This window comes from Trinickia symbiotica, assembly GCF_003028655.1.
Classification (GTDB): Bacteria; Pseudomonadota; Gammaproteobacteria; order Burkholderiales; family Burkholderiaceae; genus Trinickia; species Trinickia symbiotica_A.
Genome location: NZ_PYUC01000005.1, coordinates 171,989 through 190,288 on the forward strand (window position 1 = coordinate 171,989; position 18,300 = coordinate 190,288).

At 66.1% G+C, this 18,300-nt stretch carries 15 protein-coding genes; 6 read left to right on the forward strand and 9 right to left on the reverse strand.

The genetic code is table 11. The annotated features are described in order from the left end of the window. Positions 1 to 45 precede the first annotated feature (45 nt). From xdhA to guaD, 5 genes are all read left to right on the forward strand, one after another. Positions 46 to 1,599 (forward strand): xanthine dehydrogenase small subunit, encoded by a 1,554-nt coding sequence (gene xdhA, locus C9I57_RS11635; RefSeq protein ID WP_107150821.1) that lies wholly within the window; start codon positions 46 to 48, stop codon positions 1,597 to 1,599. Between the two features lie 53 nt (positions 1,600 to 1,652). Beyond that, positions 1,653 to 4,067, forward strand: a complete 2,415-nt coding sequence (xdhB, locus tag C9I57_RS11640) for a xanthine dehydrogenase molybdopterin binding subunit (RefSeq protein ID WP_440130200.1) — start codon at positions 1,653 to 1,655, stop codon at positions 4,065 to 4,067. 18 nt (positions 4,068 to 4,085) lie between these two features. Then, positions 4,086 to 5,159 (forward strand): xanthine dehydrogenase accessory protein XdhC, encoded by a 1,074-nt coding sequence (gene xdhC / locus C9I57_RS11645; RefSeq protein ID WP_107150823.1) that lies wholly within the window; start codon positions 4,086 to 4,088, stop codon positions 5,157 to 5,159. After that, positions 5,140 to 6,162: an adenosine deaminase gene (locus C9I57_RS11650; protein WP_107150824.1), complete on the forward strand. Its 1,023-nt coding sequence runs from the start codon at positions 5,140 to 5,142 to the stop codon at positions 6,160 to 6,162. Before xdhC ends, C9I57_RS11650 begins: the two co-directional genes overlap by 20 nt. 120 nt (positions 6,163 to 6,282) lie before the next feature. Then, positions 6,283 to 7,644 carry a guanine deaminase gene (gene guaD, locus C9I57_RS11655; RefSeq protein ID WP_107150825.1) on the forward strand — a complete coding sequence of 454 codons (1,362 nt, stop codon included), beginning with the start codon at positions 6,283 to 6,285 and terminating at the stop codon, positions 7,642 to 7,644. 59 nt (positions 7,645 to 7,703) lie between these two features. On the opposite strand, the gene C9I57_RS11660 is transcribed toward guaD, so the two are convergent. Continuing rightward, positions 7,704 to 8,948 (reverse strand): NAD(P)/FAD-dependent oxidoreductase, encoded by a 1,245-nt coding sequence (locus C9I57_RS11660; RefSeq protein ID WP_107151061.1) that lies wholly within the window; start codon positions 8,946 to 8,948, stop codon positions 7,704 to 7,706. A gap of 140 nt (positions 8,949 to 9,088) precedes the next feature. On the opposite strand from C9I57_RS11660, the gene C9I57_RS11665 reads away from it, so the two are divergent. Beyond that, the gene (locus C9I57_RS11665) at positions 9,089 to 9,820 is read left to right on the forward strand and encodes a class I SAM-dependent methyltransferase (protein ID WP_258187600.1); all 732 of its coding nucleotides are present in this window, start codon (positions 9,089 to 9,091) and stop codon (positions 9,818 to 9,820) included. A gap of 50 nt (positions 9,821 to 9,870) precedes the next feature. On the opposite strand, the gene C9I57_RS11670 is transcribed toward C9I57_RS11665, so the two are convergent. Genes C9I57_RS11670 through C9I57_RS11705 form a run of 8 tightly spaced genes read right to left on the reverse strand, consistent with a single transcriptional unit; the run spans position 9,871 to position 18,300 of the window. Continuing rightward, a complete protein-coding gene (locus C9I57_RS11670; RefSeq protein WP_107150826.1) occupies positions 9,871 to 11,094 on the reverse strand; it encodes a beta-ketoacyl-[acyl-carrier-protein] synthase family protein in 1,224 nt (407 codons plus the stop codon). After that, positions 11,091 to 12,317 carry a beta-ketoacyl-ACP synthase gene (locus C9I57_RS11675; RefSeq protein ID WP_107150827.1) on the reverse strand — a complete coding sequence of 409 codons (1,227 nt, stop codon included), beginning with the start codon at positions 12,315 to 12,317 and terminating at the stop codon, positions 11,091 to 11,093. The genes C9I57_RS11670 and C9I57_RS11675 overlap by 4 nt, the downstream gene beginning before the upstream one ends. Then, complete coding sequence (locus C9I57_RS11680; protein ID WP_107150828.1) at positions 12,317 to 13,048, reverse strand: 3-ketoacyl-ACP reductase FabG2; 732 nt, start codon at positions 13,046 to 13,048, stop codon at positions 12,317 to 12,319. The genes C9I57_RS11675 and C9I57_RS11680 overlap by 1 nt, the downstream gene beginning before the upstream one ends. After that, positions 13,045 to 13,536 (reverse strand): hotdog family protein, encoded by a 492-nt coding sequence (locus C9I57_RS11685; protein WP_107150829.1) that lies wholly within the window; start codon positions 13,534 to 13,536, stop codon positions 13,045 to 13,047. Before C9I57_RS11685 ends, C9I57_RS11680 begins: the two co-directional genes overlap by 4 nt. A gap of 24 nt (positions 13,537 to 13,560) precedes the next feature. Next, positions 13,561 to 14,742: a beta-ketoacyl-[acyl-carrier-protein] synthase family protein gene (locus C9I57_RS11690; RefSeq protein ID WP_107150830.1), complete on the reverse strand. Its 1,182-nt coding sequence runs from the start codon at positions 14,740 to 14,742 to the stop codon at positions 13,561 to 13,563. Further along, positions 14,739 to 17,144 (reverse strand): MMPL family transporter, encoded by a 2,406-nt coding sequence (locus C9I57_RS11695; protein WP_107150831.1) that lies wholly within the window; start codon positions 17,142 to 17,144, stop codon positions 14,739 to 14,741. Before C9I57_RS11695 ends, C9I57_RS11690 begins: the two co-directional genes overlap by 4 nt. Further along, positions 17,144 to 17,881, reverse strand: coding sequence for a LolA family protein (locus C9I57_RS11700; protein ID WP_258187601.1), 738 nt, complete (start codon positions 17,879 to 17,881; stop codon positions 17,144 to 17,146). Before C9I57_RS11700 ends, C9I57_RS11695 begins: the two co-directional genes overlap by 1 nt. Then, a complete protein-coding gene (locus C9I57_RS11705) occupies positions 17,869 to 18,300 on the reverse strand; it encodes an acyl-CoA thioesterase (protein WP_107150832.1) in 432 nt (143 codons plus the stop codon). Before C9I57_RS11705 ends, C9I57_RS11700 begins: the two co-directional genes overlap by 13 nt.

The window sequence follows — 18,300 nt, forward strand, 5'->3', positions numbered from 1 at the left end:
GCGAAGCGTAACGCGCGCCTGATCCATATCACCAAGGATTCGGCCATGACGACGCATCCCATCCGTTTTTATTACCGCGGAGCGATCCGCGAAGTGCACGGCGTGCCGCCCACCCAGACCGTGCTTCAACACCTGCGTGAAAACGTGCGCTGCACAGGCACGAAAGAAGGCTGTGCCGAGGGCGATTGCGGTGCCTGCACGGTCGTAACCGGAGAGCTCGACTCGCATGGCGAGCTCGTGTTGAAAGCCGTCAACGCATGCATTCAATTCCTGCCGACGCTCGATGGCCGCGCGCTCTTCACCGTCGAGGATTTGCGCGGCTCCGACGGTTCGCTGCACCCCGTGCAACGCGCGCTCGTCGATTGTCATGGGTCGCAATGCGGCTTTTGCACGCCGGGATTCACGATGTCGATGTGGGCGCTCTACGAAAATCATCCGCGCGCGGCCGGATTGCCGACGCGCGAAGAAATCGCGACGGCGCTATCGGGCAATCTCTGCCGCTGCACGGGCTACCGGCCGATCGTCGATGCCGCGCAAGCGATGTTCGACGAAGAGCGCTACCCTCGCCCGGCGTTCGATCGTCATGCGGTCATCGGCGCGTTGCGCAAGATTCGCCGCGCCGATACGTTCGAGTACGCGGGCCCCGACGTGCGCGGCGCTGAGTTCGGCAACCCGGTGTTTCGGGCACCGGTGTCGCTCGAGGGCTTCGCCCGGTTGCGCGTCGAGCACCCGCACGCACGCGTGCTCGCGGGCAGCACGGACGTCGGCCTATGGGTGACGAAGCAGATGCGCGAGCTGGACGAGCTGCTTTACATCGGCAATGTGGCCGAACTGAAAACCATCGAGCGCGACGCCACGACGCTCACCATCGGCGCCGCCGCGACGCTCGAAGACGCCTACGCCGAACTCGTTGGCGATTATCCGGAGCTTGCCGAGCTCGCGAAGCGCTTCGCGTCGCTGCCGATCCGAAATGCGGGCACGCTCGGCGGCAACATCGCGAACGGCTCGCCGATCGGTGATTCGATGCCGGCATTGATCGCGCTCGGCGCCGAGGTGGTCTTGCGCCGCGGCGACGCAACCCGCACGCTGCCGCTCGAAGCGTTCTATCTGGGCTATCAGAAAACGGCCCTGGAGCCGGGCGAATTCGTCGCGGCGCTGCGCGTGCCGCGCCCGGGACCCCGCTTGCGCTTTCGCACCTATAAAGTCTCCAAGCGCTACGATCAGGACATCTCGGCCGTTTGCGGCGCGTTCGCGCTCGAGATCGAAGACGGCTCCATCATCTCGGCGCGCGTCGCCTTCGGCGGCATGGCGGCGACGCCCCAACGCGCGAACCGCGCCGAGGCCGCGCTCGCGGGCGCTCAGTGGGACGCTGAATGCGCCCATCGCGCAATCGAGGCGCTCGCCAGCGATTACGTGCCGCTCACCGACATGCGTGCGTCGAGCGGTTATCGGATGAAGGTCGCGCGCAATCTGCTGTGGCGCTTTTACCTCGAAACGCGCGAAGCATCGCCGCTCGCGCTCGCGCAAGTCGACGTATTCGCCTTCGGCGGCGACGGGGCCGATCTTGCGGAGCAGGCTGCCGGGAGGGACTTGCAATGACTGCGCGAATCCATGCATCGACAAGCAGCGCGGGCGCGAGCGCCGGCACGGCAATGCAAGCGGACGTCGCGATCGGCGTGCCGCTGCCGCACGAATCGGCCGAGCTGCACGTGAGCGGCGAGGCCGCCTATACCGACGATCTGCCCGAACTCGCCGGCACGCTTCATGTCGCGCTCGGCCTCTCGCGGTATGCGCACGCGCGCATCGCATCGCTCGATCTTTCGGCTGTCCGAGCCGCGCCCGGTGTGGTCGAGGTATTGACGGCGGCCGACATACCCGGCGAGAACAACTGCGGCCCGGTCTTGCACGACGATCCGATCCTCGCCGAAGACACGGTCTTCTACCTCGGCCAGCCCGTCTTCGCGGTGGTCGCGACGAGCCGCGAGCTCGCTCGCCGCGCGGCTGCGCTCGCGAAAAGCGACGACGTCGTGCGCTACGAGCCGCTCGAAGCGGTGCTGACGGTCGCCGCCGCGCGCGAGCGCAAGGACTACGTGCTGCCGCCGCTTCATCTGACGCGCGGCGAGCCGGCCGCGAAGATCGCAGCCGCGGCCCATCGCCTGCAAGGCGAGTTCGAGGTGGGCGGACAAGAGCAGTTCTATCTCGAAGGGCAGATCGCCTATGCGATCCCGAAGGAAAACGCCGGCATGCTCGTCTACAGCTCGACTCAGCACCCGAGCGAGATGCAGCAGGTCGTCGCGCATATGCTGGGCCGGCCCGCGCATAACGTCGTTTGCGAATGCCGGCGCATGGGCGGCGGCTTCGGCGGCAAGGAATCGCAATCGGCGGTATTCGCCTGCATCGCGGCGCTCGCCGCCGATCGGCTCAGGCGCCCGGTCAAGCTGCGCCCCGATCGAGACGACGATTTCATGATCACCGGCAAGCGCCATGACGCGGTCTACCGTTATGAAGTCGGCTTCGACGATAACGGACGCATTCTCGGTGCGCGAGTCGAAATCGCCTTGCGCGCGGGTTACTCGGCCGACTTGTCGGGCGCCGTCGCCACGCGCGCGGTCTGTCATTTCGATAACGCCTACTACCTCTCCGACGTCGACATCGTCGCGCTTTGCTGCAAGACGAACACGCAGTCGAATACGGCGTTTCGCGGCTTCGGCGGACCGCAGGGCGCGCTCGTCATGGAAGTCATGCTCGATGCCGTCGCGCGCGAGCTCGGCCGCGATCCGCTCGACGTGAGAATGGCGAACTACTATGGTATCGGCGAGCGCGACCTGACGCCGTATGGTCAGCGCGTGGAGGACAACGTGCTCGCCCCGCTCACCGCTCAGGTAGTCGAGTCGAGCGACTATCGCCAACGACGCGCCGCGCTTGGCGAGTTCAATCGGCGAAGCCCCGTGCTCAAGCGCGGAATCGCGATGACGCCGGTCAAGTTCGGTATTTCGTTCAACGTGCCGTTCCTCAATCAGGCCGGGGCGCTGGTGCACGTTTATCGCGACGGCTCCGTGCTGGTCAATCACGGCGGAACGGAGATGGGTCAGGGCGTCAATACGAAAGTCGCGCAGGTCGTCGCCGGCGAACTCGGGCTGCCGCTGACTCAGGTGCGCGTGAGCGCGACCGACACATCGAAGGTTGCCAATACCTCCGCGACGGCCGCCTCGACCGGCAGTGACCTGAACGGCAAGGCGGCCGAGGCCGCCGCTCGCACGATACGCGAGCGGCTCGCCGAGGTGGCCGCGAAAATCCTCGGCGGTGAGCCCGCCGAAGTGCGCTTCGAAAACGCCACGGTCGAGGCAGGCGGCGCGTCGATGCCTTTCGCTCAACTCGTCAACGAAGCCTATCTCTCTCGCGTGCAGCTCTGGTCCGACGGCTTCTACGCGACGCCGAAAGTGCATTGGGATTCGAAGACGCTGACGGGTCACCCGTTTTACTATTTTGCCTACGGCGCCGCCGTCTCCGAGGTCGTCGTCGATACGCTGACGGGCGAATGGAAGCTCTTGCGCGCCGACTTGCTGCACGACGTCGGCCGCTCGATCAATCCGGCCATCGATATCGGCCAGATCGAAGGCGGTTTCATTCAAGGCATGGGATGGCTCACGACCGAAGAGCTCTGGTGGAATCATGAGGGTCGCCTCATGACGCATGCGCCGTCGACCTACAAGATTCCCGCCGTAAGCGACGTGCCCGCCGATTTTCATACGGCGCTCTATCGCAACGAAAACGCCGAGCCGACCGTGTTCCGCTCGAAGGCTGTCGGCGAGCCGCCGCTGTTGCTCGCATTCTCGGTCTTCCTCGCGCTCCGCGATGCCGTGTCCGCCGCCGTGCCGGATGCTCAGGCCGCGCCGCCGCTCCGGGCGCCCGCGACGCCCGAAGCGATTCTCGATGCCATCGCTGCCCTGGAAGCATCGCGGGCCGGTGACGCGGTGACGGCAAACGGCGCAGCAACCACGGTCACGGCCGATTCGTCCAACGATGCGAGCGAAGCCGTGCCGGGCGATGTGCTCGGCGCCGACTGACGAGAGATCGGGATTCAGATGCATACGTGGCTCACCGATTTGCAGCACCTGCTTGCGCACGGCGACGCCGCCGTGCTCGTGACCGTGGCGCGCATCGAAGGCTCGGCGCCCCGCGAAGCCGGCGCAAAGATGATCGTCACGCGCGACGCCGCACGGCACACGATCGGCGGCGGACATCTCGAATGGCGTGCCATCGAGATCGCGCGCGAGGTGCTGCGCGACGGCATGCGCGTCCCGCATCTGCGCCGGCTGGAGCGATTCGCGCTGGGGCCGAGTCTCGGGCAGTGCTGCGGGGGTGCCGTCGTGCTCGCGTTCGAGCGCCTCGATGTCGGCGATCTCGGATGGGTGGCGACATTGGCGAAACGGCTGCAAGCGGGCGCAAGCTGCGTGCGCACCGTGTCGTTCGGCCCCGCGCTCGACGGCGTGCAGCTTTCGGACCCCGAGCCGGGCACGGTGACGCCCGACTGCCTGCTCTGGGACGGCGCCGGTTTCGACGAAGGCAACGCGCTGCTGACCGAGACGATCGTGCCGCGCGAATTTCCCGTCGTCGTCTTCGGGGCCGGGCACGTCGGCGCGGCGCTCGTGCGCGTGCTCACGACGTTGCCCTGCCGCGTGCGCTGGGTCGACGAGCGCGATGCGCAGTTCGGGCAGCATGTGCGGCCGAACGAGTTTGCCAATGTGACGATCGACGCGAACGATGCGCCCGACGAAGCCGTCGACGACGCCGAACCCGGCACCTACTTCATCGTCATGACGCATAACCACGCGCGCGACCTTGCGCTCGCGGAACGCATCCTGCGGCGCGGCGACTTCGCGTTCTTCGGCATGATCGGGTCGCGCACGAAGCGCCGCAAATTCGAGCACCGGCTCGCGGCCGTCGGCATCGATCCTGCGATCGTCGCTAGAATGCACTGCCCGATCGGTATCGAAGGCATCGTCGACAAATCGCCCGAAATCATCGCGATCGCCGTGGCCGCGCAATTGCTGCAAGCGGTCGAGGCGGTACGCGCGAAACGCGGCGGCGCCGAGACATCGTCCGCATCGCACGCCATTCATCGACCCACGATCGACCATGACACCGACATTCGCTAAAAAAATCGCCGGCGCGCCGAAGGCCGAACTGCACATTCATATCGAGGGCTCGCTCGAGCCCGAGCTCATTTTCAAGCTCGCGAAACGCAATGGCGTAAAGCTCGCCTATGACTCGATCGAAGCGCTTCGCGCCGCCTATGCCTTCACCGATCTGCAATCGTTCCTCGACATCTACTACGCCGGTGCGAGCGTCTTGCTGACCGAAGAGGACTTCTACGAGATGACGGCGGCCTATGTCGAGCGCGCGCTGGCCGATCACGTCGTGCACGCCGAGATCTTCTTCGATCCTCAAACCCATACCGAGCGCGGCGTCTCGATCGCCACCGTCGTGGCCGGCATCGAACGCGCGCTGGCCGAAGCGGAGCGGCGCGGACTGACGAGCCGCCTCATTCTTTGCTTTCTGCGGCATCTCTCGGAAGAGGATGCACTGACTACGTTCGAAGCCGCGCTGCCCGTCTTCGACCAGTACGCGCACCGGCTCGTCGGCGTCGGCCTCGATTCGTCGGAGCGCGGCCATCCGCCCTCCAAGTTCGAGCGTGTGTTCGAGAAGGCCCGCGCACGGGGACTGAAGACTGTCGCCCATGCAGGCGAGGAAGGTCCGCCGTCCTATGTCTACGAGGCACTCGATTTGCTCAAGGTCGATCGCATCGATCACGGCGTGCGCAGCATCGAGGACCCGGCGCTCGTCGCACGGCTTGCCGAGACACGCGTTCCGTTGACCGTCTGCCCATTGTCGAACCTGAAGCTGCGCGTCTTCGACGACATGCAGCAGCACACCTTGAAGACATTGCTCTCGCACGGCGTGGCCGTGACGATCAATTCGGACGATCCGGCTTACTTCGGCGGTTACGTCAACGCGAACTATCTGAGCGCTGCCGAAGCGCTCGATCTGACGGACGCCGAAGTCCATACGATTTTGCGCAATGGCTTCGAGGCATCGTTTGTCGCCGCCGACGAGCGCGCCGCATTGGTCGCGACGCTCGACGACTACTGGCGACGATAAGGCAAGCCGCCGCACTCCAGTGCATGTCGACGCGCTGCCTGCGGCTGCGCAGCGCGCCCCGCAAGCATGCCATCGGACAGCCGAGCAGCGGCATCGCGTTATGAGAAGAGATTCGAAATCATGAGTGACAAAGGCAACCGCATCACGCAACGCATCGCCTATCGGGCGAAGCTGCTTTCGTTCAGGGGCGATCCCGCGCACGCGGACGACGCAGTCGATTTCGAGGACGATGGTCTGCTCATCGTCGAGGATGGACACGTGGTGGCGCGCGGTGCATATGGCTCGCTTGCGGCGCAATTGACGCCGGCAACGGAAGTTCGCGACTTGCGCGGCAAGATGATCGTGCCGGGCTTCATCGATACGCATCTGCATTACCCGCAGACGGACATGATCGCCTCGCCGGCGCCGGGGCTCTTGCCATGGCTCGAAAGCTACACGTTCCCGACCGAGCGCCGCTTTGCCGAGCTCGCCCATGCCGAAGAGACGGCGAACTTCTTTCTCGATCAGCTGCTTGCATGCGGGACGACGACGGCGCTCGTCTACTGCACGGTACACAAGCAATCGGCCGACGCGCTTTTTGCGGCAAGCGAAGCACGAAATCTGCGCATGATCGCGGGGAAGGTGCTGATGGACCGCAACTGTCCCGACTTCCTCCGCGATACGGCGCAATCGGGCTACGACGATAGCGCTGAACTCATCGCGCGCTGGCATGGCCGCGGACGGCAACTGTACGCGCTCACGCCGCGCTTCGCGCCGACTTCGACGCTGGAGCAGCTCGAAGCGTGCGGCGCGCTCGCGCGTGAGCACGCCGACGTGTTCATCCAGACGCATGTCGCGGAAAACGTCGACGAAGTGAAGTGGGTCGCCGAGCTCTTCCCCGGGCACCGCAGCTATCTCGACGTCTACGATCGCCGCGGATTGCTGCGCCGCCGTGCCATTTACGGGCACTGCATTCACTTCGACGAGAACGATCGCCTACGAATGGCCGAAGCGGGCGCCGTCGCCTCGCACTGCCCTACGTCGAACCTCTTTCTTGGCAGCGGACTCTTCGATATGGCGAAGGCCGACGCGAGCAGGATGCCGGTCGCGCTCGGCACCGACGTCGGCGGCGGCACCTCGTTTTCGATGCTGCAAACGATGAACGAAGCGCACAAGGTCGCCCGCATGACGGGCCATCATCTGACGGCTACGCGCATGTTCTGGCTCGCGACGGCGGGTGCCGCGCAAGCCCTCGATCTGGGGGCTACGATCGGCACGCTCGCACCGCGAGCGGAAGCCGACTTCGTCGTGCTCGACCCCGAGGCGACGCCGCTGATCGCGCGCCGCACGGCGCGCGCGGAATCGCTCGAGGAATGGCTTTTCGCATTCGCGCTACTGGGCGACGATCGGGCGGTCTACGAGACCTACGCCGCCGGATCGTGCGTTCATCGGCGCGACGAAGAGCGGCCGCTTGGCACTGTCACCGCACCGAGTCGCGGCTAGCGCCGGATTTCACGGCACGCGCCCCGCCCGCGTGCCCGGCTCGCGCTCGGCCCCAAGCTTCAAGTCGCCGTGCAAATCTCGTGCAGGGTGTTCAGCCGCCGTGCCGGATCGGCAACATACGGGTTCGTCTCATCCCACGCATACCCCGCGAGCACCGCGCTGATCATGCGACGAATCTCGGGCGCCTGATTCGGCGCGAAGATGATGTCCTGCAGTTCGCCCGTGTACCAGCGCTCGACGAATGCACGGAACGTGTCGATGCCCTTGCGCAGCGGCACGTCATACTCGGTCATCCAGTCGACGCTCTCGCCGCCCAATTGACGCAGCAGCACCTGCACCGCCAAATGGGCGGATCGCAGCGCGATCGTCACGCCCGACGAAAACACCGGGTCGAGAAACTCGCCTGCGTTGCCGAGCAACGCATAGCCCGGGCCATGCAGCCGATCGACGTTCGCGGCATAGCCGGCAATCTGCCGTACCGGCATCAGGAAAGGCGCGTCGCCGATCAACGCGGCGATCGTTGGCTCTTCGCGCATCAGTTCGCGCAGCTTCGCTTCGCGGGCCGCCTCGGGCACGTCGAGGAACGCCGCTTCGGCGACACAGCCAACCGACGTGCGGCCCTGGGCGAGCGGAATCATCCAATACCAGACGTCGCGATGCCGAGGATGGACCGCCACGCAGATCTTGTCGCGATCGGTACTCCCCGCCGGCAGCGCATCGTGCACGTGCGAAAAGAGCGCCGCGCGCGCCGGCATGCGCGTGGGCCTTTCGAGCCCGAGCAGGCGCGGCAGGACGCGGCCGAATCCGCTCGCATCGAGCACGTAGCGCGCTCGGACCACATAGTGCTCGCCCGTTTCGTCGGCGACGTCGAGCTCGGGTTCGGCGCCCGTGCGCATCGATCGGACGACGTGACGGAAGCGCACATCGGCCCCTTGCTCGGCCGCGCGACGAATCAGCAGGTCGTCGAAAGCCGCGCGCTCGACCTGATAGGTCGTGCCCCATCCATGCGTGTGCTTGTCGCGGAAATCGTACGCCGACGACTTGTCGCCGCAGACGAAGTACGCGCCGTTCTTGTACTGAAACCCGGCCTGCACGACGGACTGCAGCATGCCCGCCTCTTCCAGATAAGCCATGCTTTGCGGCAGCAGGCTTTCGCCGATCGAAAAGCGAGGGAACTGTTCGCGCTCGAGCACCCGCACCGAGCGGCCCGCTCGCGCGACCAGGGCAGCGGCAACCGCACCGGCGGGGCCCGCCCCGATCACGGCCACGTCTACTTCGACATCATTCAGCGAAACTCTAGTCATCTCGTTCTCTTCATTGGTCAATTTTGTTGTAAATCCATGCCGTCTTCGATAAAGCCACCCGACATGCCGCGTTACGCGGCTTCATTGCCATTACAATTGCCGCATCAACAACGACAAATCGCCTAAGGGGAAAAACGAACGTGTCATCCTCTTCCATCCACACGCCGCGCCGGGCCGTCGCGTTCGTGCCGGAAACAGCGTTCGGCACATGGTTCCTCCGCACGCACACGTGGCAGCATCACGTGCTCCGCGTTGCCATCGACGATCTGACGCACCTCATCGACGGGCCGCTACCCCAAGCACCTATGATCGTCGACGTCGGCTGCGGCCAAGGTCTGTCGTTCAAGCTGCTCGAACATGCCTTCGCGCCAAGCCGCATCGTCGGCGTCGATTTCCACCAGCCTTCGCTCGAGCTCGCCGCCCGAGCAGCAAGCGAACTCACGACCAGCGTCGAGTTGCAGCACGGCGACTGCGCCGCGTTGCCGCTTGCGGACGCCAGTGCGGACATCGTTTTCTGCCATCAAACGTTTCATCATCTCGTCGAACAGGAGCGCGCGCTCGCGGAGTTCCATCGCGTGCTCAAGAACGGCGGGCTGTTGCTCTTCGCCGAATCGACCGAGGTCTACATCAAGTCGTGGGTGATTCGGCTGCTCTTTCGCCATCCGATGCATGTGCAAAAGAGCGCCGACGGTTACCTCGGGCTGCTGCGCGACGGAGGCTTCGCCTTCGGACCGAACAACGTTTCGCTGCCCTATCTCTGGTGGAGCCGGGCAACGGACTTCGGCCTCCTGGAGCGGCTCGGGCTGCACCGGCCCCAGCCCGGCAAGCGCCGCGAAACGCTCGTGAACGTGGCGGCCCGCAAGATCGGCTGAGCCGCGGTCGAACCGTCCGTGCCCCGACGCGCGCCGCACCGTGCGCGCGCCTACCCACAAGCGCCGAAAATGAGGCTCGCGCAACTGCCGCCGAACCCGAATGAAATCGACATCGCCGTGCGGATCCGCGCGGCCCGCGATTCGCGCACGAGCGGCTTCCCGGCCGCGCACGCATCGAGGTTTTCGATGCCCGGACTGCCGGCAATGAAACCGTCGCGCATCATCAACAGCGTGTAAATCGCCTCGTGCACGCCCGCCGCGGCGAGCGGATGACCGCTCAAGGCTTTCGTCGACGAGAACGGTGGCAGCGCTTCACCGAATACGGCGGTCAATGCGCCCAGCTCTTCGGCGTCGCCCAGCGGGGTCGACGGCGCGTGCGTGTTCACATAGTCAGGCGCGCCGCCCGCTTCGGCGAGTGCCTGCCGCACGGCCCGCGCAATGCCGGCCGGGCCGGGTGCAACCATCGTGATCGCTTCCGTCGATTGGCCAAAACCGGTCAGCTCGGCATAGATGCGCGCCCGACGCGCCCGCGCGTGCGTCAGTGATTCGAGTACGAGTACGCCGGCGCCGGACGCAATCACGAAGCCGTCGCGCTCGGCATCGTAGGGCCGGGACGCGCGCCGCGGATCGTCGTTGAAGCGGCGCGAAAGCGCGCCCATCGCGTCGAACATCAGCGTGTAGTTGTCATGCAGCTCTTCGCTGCCTCCCGCGAGCACGATTTGCTGTCGGCCCGTCTGAATCAGCTGCATCGCCTGGCCGATCGCGAGCGCCGATGTCGTACAAGCCGAGGACGGCGAATAGACGATGCCCTCGAGCCCGAATGCGTGAGCGACGTTCGCCGACACGGTGCTGCTCATCGCCTGCGGCACCGTGAACGGTGGGGCCTTTTCGATCCCGCGCGCGGCGACGATCGCGAGCGCGGCGTCGTACGAGGAGAGCGCGCCGCTGCCCGAACCGATCACGGCGCCTGCATGCGGCGAGCGAAGCGACGCGGCGGGCAGCTCAGCATCTTCGATTGCCTTGCGTGCCGCGTGACAGGCAAAGCGCGCGGTGTCGCCCATGAAACGCTCGAGCTTGCGCGTGAACGCGGGTTCCCCCGCCACGGTGGCCCGGCCGGCCACCTGGCTGCCAAAGCCGCGTTCTCGCCATGCGTCGATGGCGACGATCCCGGAACGGCCGGCGTGCAGCGCGTGAGCCACATCGTCGAGGGTATTGCCCAGGCACGAGACGATCCCCATGCCCGTCACGACCACCCGCTCGCCCATACCGCTCATTGGACCCGCCGAAAAACGAGCGACGTGTTGATGCCGCCGAACGCGAAGTTGTTGCTCATGACATATTCGGCATCGATCTCGCGTCCGGCGCCCCGGATGTAGTCGAGCGGCGCACAAGCCGGATCGACCTCGTCGAGATTCAGCGTCGGTGCGTACCAATTGCGCTTCATCATCTCGATCGTCCACCACGCCTCGAGCGCGCCGCATGCACCGAGCGTATGACCGACATAGCTCTTGAGCGAGCTGATCGGCATGCCGTCGCCAAAGATTTCGGCCGTCGCCGCACTTTCGGCCACGTCGCCGCGATCGGTGGACGTGCCGTGCGCGTTCACGTAGCCGATCGCCGTGGCGGGCAGCGTCGCGTCGGCAAGGGCGAGCCGCATCGCGTGCGCCATCGTGGCGGCGGTCGGCTGGGTCATGTGCGCCCCATCGGAATTGCAGCCGAAGCCGACGACCTCGGCATGGATGCGCGCGCCACGCGCGCGTGCATGCTCGAGTTCTTCGAGCACGAGCGTCGCCGCCCCTTCGCCGACGACGAGCCCGTCGCGCGCAACGTCGAACGGCCGCGGCGTCAAATGAGGCTCATCGTTGCGCGTGCTCGTCGCGTAGAGCGTATCGAACACCGCGACGGCCGGCCCTGAGAGCTCTTCCGCACCGCCCGCGAGCATCAACGCTTGCTTGCCCGTCGCGATGGCCTCATAGGCGTAGCCGATCGCCTGGCTTCCCGACGCGCAGGCCGAGGACGTCGGTATGACCCTTCCCTTGAGGTCCCAGAACAGGCCGACGTTGACGGCGGTCGTATGCGGCATCATCTGCACGTAGCTATTCGATGTCACGTCCGTCATCGAGCCGGTCTCGAGCATCGCGCCGAACGCGCGAATCGGCTGTACCGAGCCCGACGAAGAACCGTATGCGACGCCCATGCGCCCGTCGGCAATCGACGCGTCACCGGCCAGGCCCGCATCGGCGAGCGCGAACTCGCTCGCGCGAACGGCATACATCGAGACCAGCCCCATCGAGCGCGTCTTCTTGCGTGGATAGTGCGCAGGCAGCTCGAATGGAGGCAGCGGGCACGCAAGCCGCGAATGCAGCGCGGAGAAATAGTCCCATTCGGGCATGCGACGAACGGCGTTGCGCCCGCCGCGCAATGCGGCTTCGATCTCGTCCCAGCGCGAGCCGAACGCGGTCACGCCGCCCATTCCAGTCACCACGACGCGCTTCATCAGATGATCCCGCCATTTACGCCGATGACCTGACGCGTCACATACGACGCCGCATCGGACATCAGAAAGCTCGCCACGGCCGCCACTTCCTCCGGCTTGCCGACGCGCCCCATCGGGACCATACGCAGCGCTTCGTCGAGATGCTCGACATCGGCAAGCATCTCGGTGTCGATCAAACCCGGGGCGACGCAGTTGACAGTGATGCGGCGCGATGCCAGCTCGACCGCGAGCGCCTTCGTCGCGCCGATGAGCCCGGCCTTGGCCGCGCTGTAGTTCACTTGGCCGCGATTGCCCATCACGCCCGAGACCGATGCGATCGTCACGATCCGTCCGCCCGCCTTCGCCCGCACCATCGGCATCGTCAGCGGATGCACGACGTTGAAGAACCCATCGAGACCCGTATCGACGACCGCATCCCAATCGTCGCCGGTCAGCGCCGGAAACGCGGCGTCGCGCGTCAGTCCCGCGCAAAGCACGATGCCGTAGTAAGCGCCCTCGCGCGCGACGTCCGCTTCGAGCTCGGCCCGGCAGGCCTCGCGATCGCGCACGTCGAACTGCAGCAGATGCGCACGGCCCCCATTGCCGGCAATGGCGTCGACGACCGCTTGCGCCTCGGCTCTGGCGCTTTTGCAGTGAACGCCGACGGCAAAACCGTCCGCCGCCAATCGATTCGCAATCGCGCGGCCGATACCGCGACTTGCACCGGTGACGAGTACACGCCGGTTGCTCATGAGGCAAAGCTCCCTTCGATGAATGACTGAAAATCGCTCGGCTGGAACACCTTGATGACCGCTTGCGCCACGCGCTCTCCTTCGGCGTCGATCGCGCATTCGTAAGCCCCGTGCCCTTGCTCGCTGCGCAACAGCTCCTTCGCCTCGACGCGCAATCGAGAGCCGGCCGCAAAGGCGCTCCGATGCGCCTCGTAACGGCTCGATCCGAGCAGAACGCCGGGCCTTGCACGACCGCCGGCTCGCAGCGCGGCCATGCCGACGTGCGCCGCGATCGCCTGCGCCATCAACTCGATGCCGATCCACGCGGGCATGGCACCCGCCGCATCGGCGTACCAGGCCGTCCGGTCGACGCACGCCTGCGCAACGAGTGCCGTGTCGTCGAAAGCCACAACGCGTTCGAGCAGCAGCATCGTGCCGCGATGGGGAAGGATTTCCTCGATCGGCGGATAGGCCGCCGTGACTCCGAAATGACGCGCTTCTTCCGTCATGCAAGGTTGATTACCATCGTTCATCTATGACTGCCCAAGCACGAGGCTCACGTTGCTGCCTCCGAATGCAAAAGAATTGCTCATCACGAGGCGGCCCGGCTGGAGCCGCCGCGCATCTTCGACGAGATCGAGCGCCGGCAGCGATGGGTCGGGCACGCCATCCCAGAGGTGGCGCGGCAATACAGTCCCCTCGTTCGTGAGCACGAGCCAGCCGAAGCCAAGCTCGGTCGCCCCTGCCGCGCCGAGTGTGTGGCCCGTGAGCGGCTTCGTCCCACTCACGGGAACACCGTTTGGAAACACACGCGCCATGAGCCGTGCTTCCATTTCATCGTTCTTGCGTGTCGCCGTCGCGTGTAGATTCACGTAGCCGATCGCTTCGGGCACCGCACCCGCGTCATCCAGCGCGGCGCGCAGCGCGCGCTCACCCCCGGCTCCGCTCGGATCGGGGGCCGAAATATGATGGGCATCGCTCGATTCGCCCGCACCGGCAAGCACGGCGGGGCCTTCTTCCCGACTCATGAGGAACACGGCGGCTGCCTCCCCCACGTTGATGCCTGAGCGATTGGCGCTCATCGGATTCATTCGGGATGAGCTCGTCGATTCGAGCGCCGAAAAGCCGCGCACCGTCGTCTCGCACAGCGAATCGACGCCGCCGGCCACGACCGCATCGCATAGGTTCAGTTGCAGCAATCGCCGCGCGGCGACGATGGCTTTCGCGCTCGATGTACACGCCGTCGAGATCGTGAAAGCCGGCCCTTGCAAGCCGAGCGCGGCCGCTGCGAACGGCGCCGCGGTGCCGATCTCGAGCTGAACGTAATCGAAAGCCGCCGCGCATCGGTCGTCGCGCGCGTTTGCCGCAAGCGCCGCCTCGGCCGCGGCGATGCCTGATGTGCTCGTGCCCAGAACGACGCCGATGCGCCCAGCGCCGTAGCGCTCGCATGCGGCCGCCACCGCCGGCTCGATCTGGGCCAGCGCGGCAAGCAGCAGACGGTTGTTGCGGCAGTCGTAGCGTCGCAGGTGCGGCGGTGGAGCGACATCGAGCGGCGCCGTCACGCGTCCGACGAACGCCGCGCCCGTCTCGCCGAATGCCGCGACCCCCATGCCCGGCGCGCAAGCGGCAACCAGGCCCCGAGCGATCGCGTCCGTATCGCCGCCGAGCGCGTTGATCATGCCGAGGGCATGCAAGTAGACGAGAGGCGATTTCATCGACGGGCTCCGAACTGAATCGGCGGCATGCCGATCGGCGCGAGCAGCACGGACACGCTGATGCCGAGCGCGAGGGTCGCCCCGAAACTCTTGAGGACCGACATCGAGCTCGCCGCGAGCAGGCCGAACGAGAGCAACGTCGTTGCGGCGGATAGTGCAACGCCGGTCCACACCGCACCCAGATCCGCGCGCTCGCGCAGGCAGCCCTCGCGCAGAAAGACCGCGTAGTTGAGGCCGACGCCGAGGACGAGCATCAGCGCGAGCCAATTGAAAAGCGTGAGCGGGACGCGCGCATAGCCGAACGCGGCAAGCGCTACGCCGATGGCGAGCGCGACCGGAAGCATCACCGAAAGTCCGCCGATGAGACCGTACCTGAGGGCAAGCAGCACCGACACGAACGCGAGCGCAATCGCGAGCCAGATGCCGCAGTCGTCGCGATAGGCGCCAAAGAGTCGCGAGACGCTCGCCGCCTTGTCGACGAAGACGACGCCCGGCTGGCCCTTGGCCAGCTCGGCCAGCGCGGGCAGCTGGTCCGGTGCCGCGCCCAGTGGCATCACGAGGGCCGCGTAGCCCGGCTGGCCGGCGCCGGCCGTCGAGCCGAGCCACAGATGTCGATACGGTTGCGACCACGGCTGCGCGAGCCAACGGTCTACCTTGAGCGGTGCATCGTTCTTCGCGAATGCGTCGCTATATTGCTCGGCGATGTCCTCGCGAAAGCCTGCCTGAACGAGCGTCGCACGCAGCGCGGACGGCTCGCCGAAGACGGCCTTCGCCAGCAGCGCGCGGTCGGCGTCCTGCCGACGCACTGACGGTACGAACCGCGAGACCGACTGCCATCCCGCAAGCCGTTTCTCGCCGACCGGTGCATCGAGCGCGGCGGAAAGCGTCTCGCAGCGCTCGAGCACCTGCTCGGGCGTCACGCCTTTGACGAGGAAAAAGCGGCTCGTGTCCTCGATGCCGATTGCATCTCGTACTTGCTGCTCCTCGCTGACGAGCAACGGATCGCGCTGAACGAGCAAGTGAATGTCGTCGTTCGCCGTCAGGAGCAGCCAGCCGGGTGCGGCGGCCGCCATGACGACGACGGCGAGCAATCCCGCGCGCCAGCCGCCGATGGCGGCGTGCCAGCCCGACGCGAGCCGCGCCGCACCTGCGAAGAGGTGGCGCGGCACACGGCGCGGCGGTTGCCGCAGAAACGACGGCAACAACGAGAGTACCGATCCGAATGCCACCGCAATCCCCGTCATCGCAAAGCATGCGATCTGTTTCAAGGCGGGAAACGGCATCCACGCAAGCACGGCGTAGCCGAGCAAGCTTGTTGCCAGCGCGATGGCGAGCGCCGGCCGCACGGCGCGCGCACCTTGCCGCGCATCCCACTGGCTACCGGCGCCCAGATAGAGCACGAAGTACTGAATCGAGTAGTCCACTGCCTCGCCGATGAGGCTCGTACCGAAAACGAGCGTCAGCAGGTGGATTTCGCCGAAGACAAGCATCGTGGCGGCGAGCGCGCAGACGATCCCCAGTGCGGTCGACGCGAACCCGAGCAACATCAATTTAGGAGACCGAAAGATCCAGAGCATCAAGAGCGCGATGCCGAAGATCGACACGATGCCGATTCGATGAACGTCCCGCTCGGACGCTCGGCGTCCCGCGTCCGCATAGAAGACCGCGCCGGCGCGCAGAATGCGCACGTCCGGATAGGACGCGCGAAGCTTCGCTTCACCTTCGGCGACGGCAGCGCGCACGGCAGCTTGCACCGAAGGCTCATAAGCGGACCCCGGCAGGTCGGCCATGACGAGCACGCTCGTCACATCCGCGCGGTGGGCAACGAGCATGCCGTCTTCCAGCACGAGATTCGAGGCGGAAAGCGGCAGCGATGCGATCCATCGGCCGAGCCAGCCGAACGGATCGACGGCAAGCGGCGTGGCGAACCCCGCTCGCAGCGGATCGTAGAGATGCGCGGCCAGCATCGAGGATAAAGCGGGATTGTCGCCGGCGAGCGCGAGACGATCCGCGTCGGTCAGCAGGCGGAATCGATAGGCCGAATAAAAGCGGGCAACCTGCGTTGCATCGAACGGGGGCAATTCGGCCACGATGCCGCGAAACGCGCCCGTTCCGGCAAGCGTCGCGGAAAATTGCCTGGCCGCTGTCTTCGCCCGGTCCGCGTCGCCGCTGCTCACGAGGAATACAGTGCGGTCGCCCATCGCCGATGCCAGCGTGTCGACTGCCCGTTCGGCGATCGGGTCGGCCTCCGTCCGAGGCACGAGCGCGAGCAGGTTGGTTTGCAACGGCGACGGACCGGCGAACCGCCATTCGCAGTACAAGACGGCTGCGAGGGCGAGTGCGAGCCAGGCGATGCGGACGCCGCCAAAGCCTCTGATCCTAGCCGGGCGCGCGCCATCCATCAGCGTGCTCCAAACAGCGCGAGGTCAGCTGCCGCTGGGGCGCTGACGACGGCACTGTCGACAAAATCGATGCGGGTGATATCGCCGCTCGCCGATCGGATCACGAGCGAGCGCAAGAACTCGCCGCCCTCCATTTGCAGGCTGTCGATGGCCTGAACGAGTTGCGGCTGGTTCGGCGTCAGCTCGATGCGCCACTGCGCCGGTGTGCCCGCTGCTCTCACATCGAACTGAGCATACAGCGCGGACAAGTCCCCGCCGAGCATGGCCCGCATCATCCGCGACACTTGCGCGACGCCGGCGGGCGGGCGGCCAGCTTGCGCGGCCCGTTCTCCGTTGGCTCCGATCCTCGCCACGCCCGCGTCGCCGATGACGTAGGCCGCGGCATAGGGCGTATCGATGCGCCAGATGACGCCGCGCTCGCGCACAAAGAGCAGCGTGCCGGTGCTGACGAGCGGACTCTTCAACGCGGCGAGCGTCTGTGTTTCACGAAAGCGGGCCCGGACGGCCGGCTTTTCCGCGAGACGAGCGCCAACGGCGGCCACGAGACCGGCCTCGCGGGCACCCGTTTGAGAAGCTGCAAGGCTCGCCGGGGCCTGCGCCCCAGCGGGCGTCGAAGCCGATGCGGCCGCCGCGATGGAGGCATGCGTGAGGGCGAAAAAGCATGCCGCGCTCAGCGTCATCGAGCGCGAATTCGGCCAGCATCGCCGAAGCGTTCGCAGCGCTTTCAGCGCGACCATAGACGCTCCACCTTCTCGAACACGACGGGCGGCGATTCGAACTGCAATTCACGCGTCGCCGCGCAGATCGCGACTTGAACCGTGTAGCCTTTTGTGAGCCGCTCCCCCGAAGCTTCATCGACAATGCTGTAGCCGATCTTCAAGCGGTTCGTGTATTCGAGCAGCTCGGTTCGGACTTGCAACACCTGCCCGTATGTCGCGGGCCGCACATACTTCAGATGAGCCTCGACGATCGGCCAGAGAAAACCCGACGCTTGCATCTCGGGATAGTCGTAGTCGAAGGCGCGCAAAAGCGCGGCGCGCCCCACCTCGAAGTACTTCAGATAATGGCCGTGCCAGCAGACGTTCATGGCATCGACGTCATGAAAAGGCACCTCGACACGCGCGCTGGCGGTAATCATGCGATCGCTGCGTTCCAT

Excerpts from the sequence above, each read along its gene's own strand:
- xdhA (WP_107150821.1), top strand. The coding sequence starts at position 46 with ATGACGACGCATCCCATCCGTTTTTATTACCGCGGAGCGATCCGCGAA.
- xdhB (WP_440130200.1), top strand. The coding sequence starts at position 1,653 with ATGCAAGCGGACGTCGCGATCGGCGTGCCGCTGCCGCACGAATCGGCC.
- xdhC (WP_107150823.1), top strand. The coding sequence starts at position 4,086 with ATGCATACGTGGCTCACCGATTTGCAGCACCTGCTTGCGCACGGCGAC.
- C9I57_RS11650 (WP_107150824.1), top strand. The coding sequence starts at position 5,140 with ATGACACCGACATTCGCTAAAAAAATCGCCGGCGCGCCGAAGGCCGAA.
- guaD (WP_107150825.1), top strand. The coding sequence starts at position 6,283 with ATGAGTGACAAAGGCAACCGCATCACGCAACGCATCGCCTATCGGGCG.
- C9I57_RS11660 (WP_107151061.1), bottom strand. The coding sequence starts at position 8,948 with ATGACTAGAGTTTCGCTGAATGATGTCGAAGTAGACGTGGCCGTGATC.
- C9I57_RS11670 (WP_107150826.1), bottom strand. The coding sequence starts at position 11,094 with ATGAGCGGTATGGGCGAGCGGGTGGTCGTGACGGGCATGGGGATCGTC.
- C9I57_RS11675 (WP_107150827.1), bottom strand. The coding sequence starts at position 12,317 with ATGAAGCGCGTCGTGGTGACTGGAATGGGCGGCGTGACCGCGTTCGGC.
- C9I57_RS11680 (WP_107150828.1), bottom strand. The coding sequence starts at position 13,048 with ATGAGCAACCGGCGTGTACTCGTCACCGGTGCAAGTCGCGGTATCGGC.
- C9I57_RS11685 (WP_107150829.1), bottom strand. The coding sequence starts at position 13,536 with ATGACGGAAGAAGCGCGTCATTTCGGAGTCACGGCGGCCTATCCGCCG.
- C9I57_RS11690 (WP_107150830.1), bottom strand. The coding sequence starts at position 14,742 with ATGAAATCGCCTCTCGTCTACTTGCATGCCCTCGGCATGATCAACGCG.
- C9I57_RS11695 (WP_107150831.1), bottom strand. The coding sequence starts at position 17,144 with ATGGATGGCGCGCGCCCGGCTAGGATCAGAGGCTTTGGCGGCGTCCGC.
- C9I57_RS11700 (WP_258187601.1), bottom strand. The coding sequence starts at position 17,881 with ATGGTCGCGCTGAAAGCGCTGCGAACGCTTCGGCGATGCTGGCCGAAT.
- C9I57_RS11705 (WP_107150832.1), bottom strand. The coding sequence starts at position 18,300 with ATGGAACGCAGCGATCGCATGATTACCGCCAGCGCGCGTGTCGAGGTG.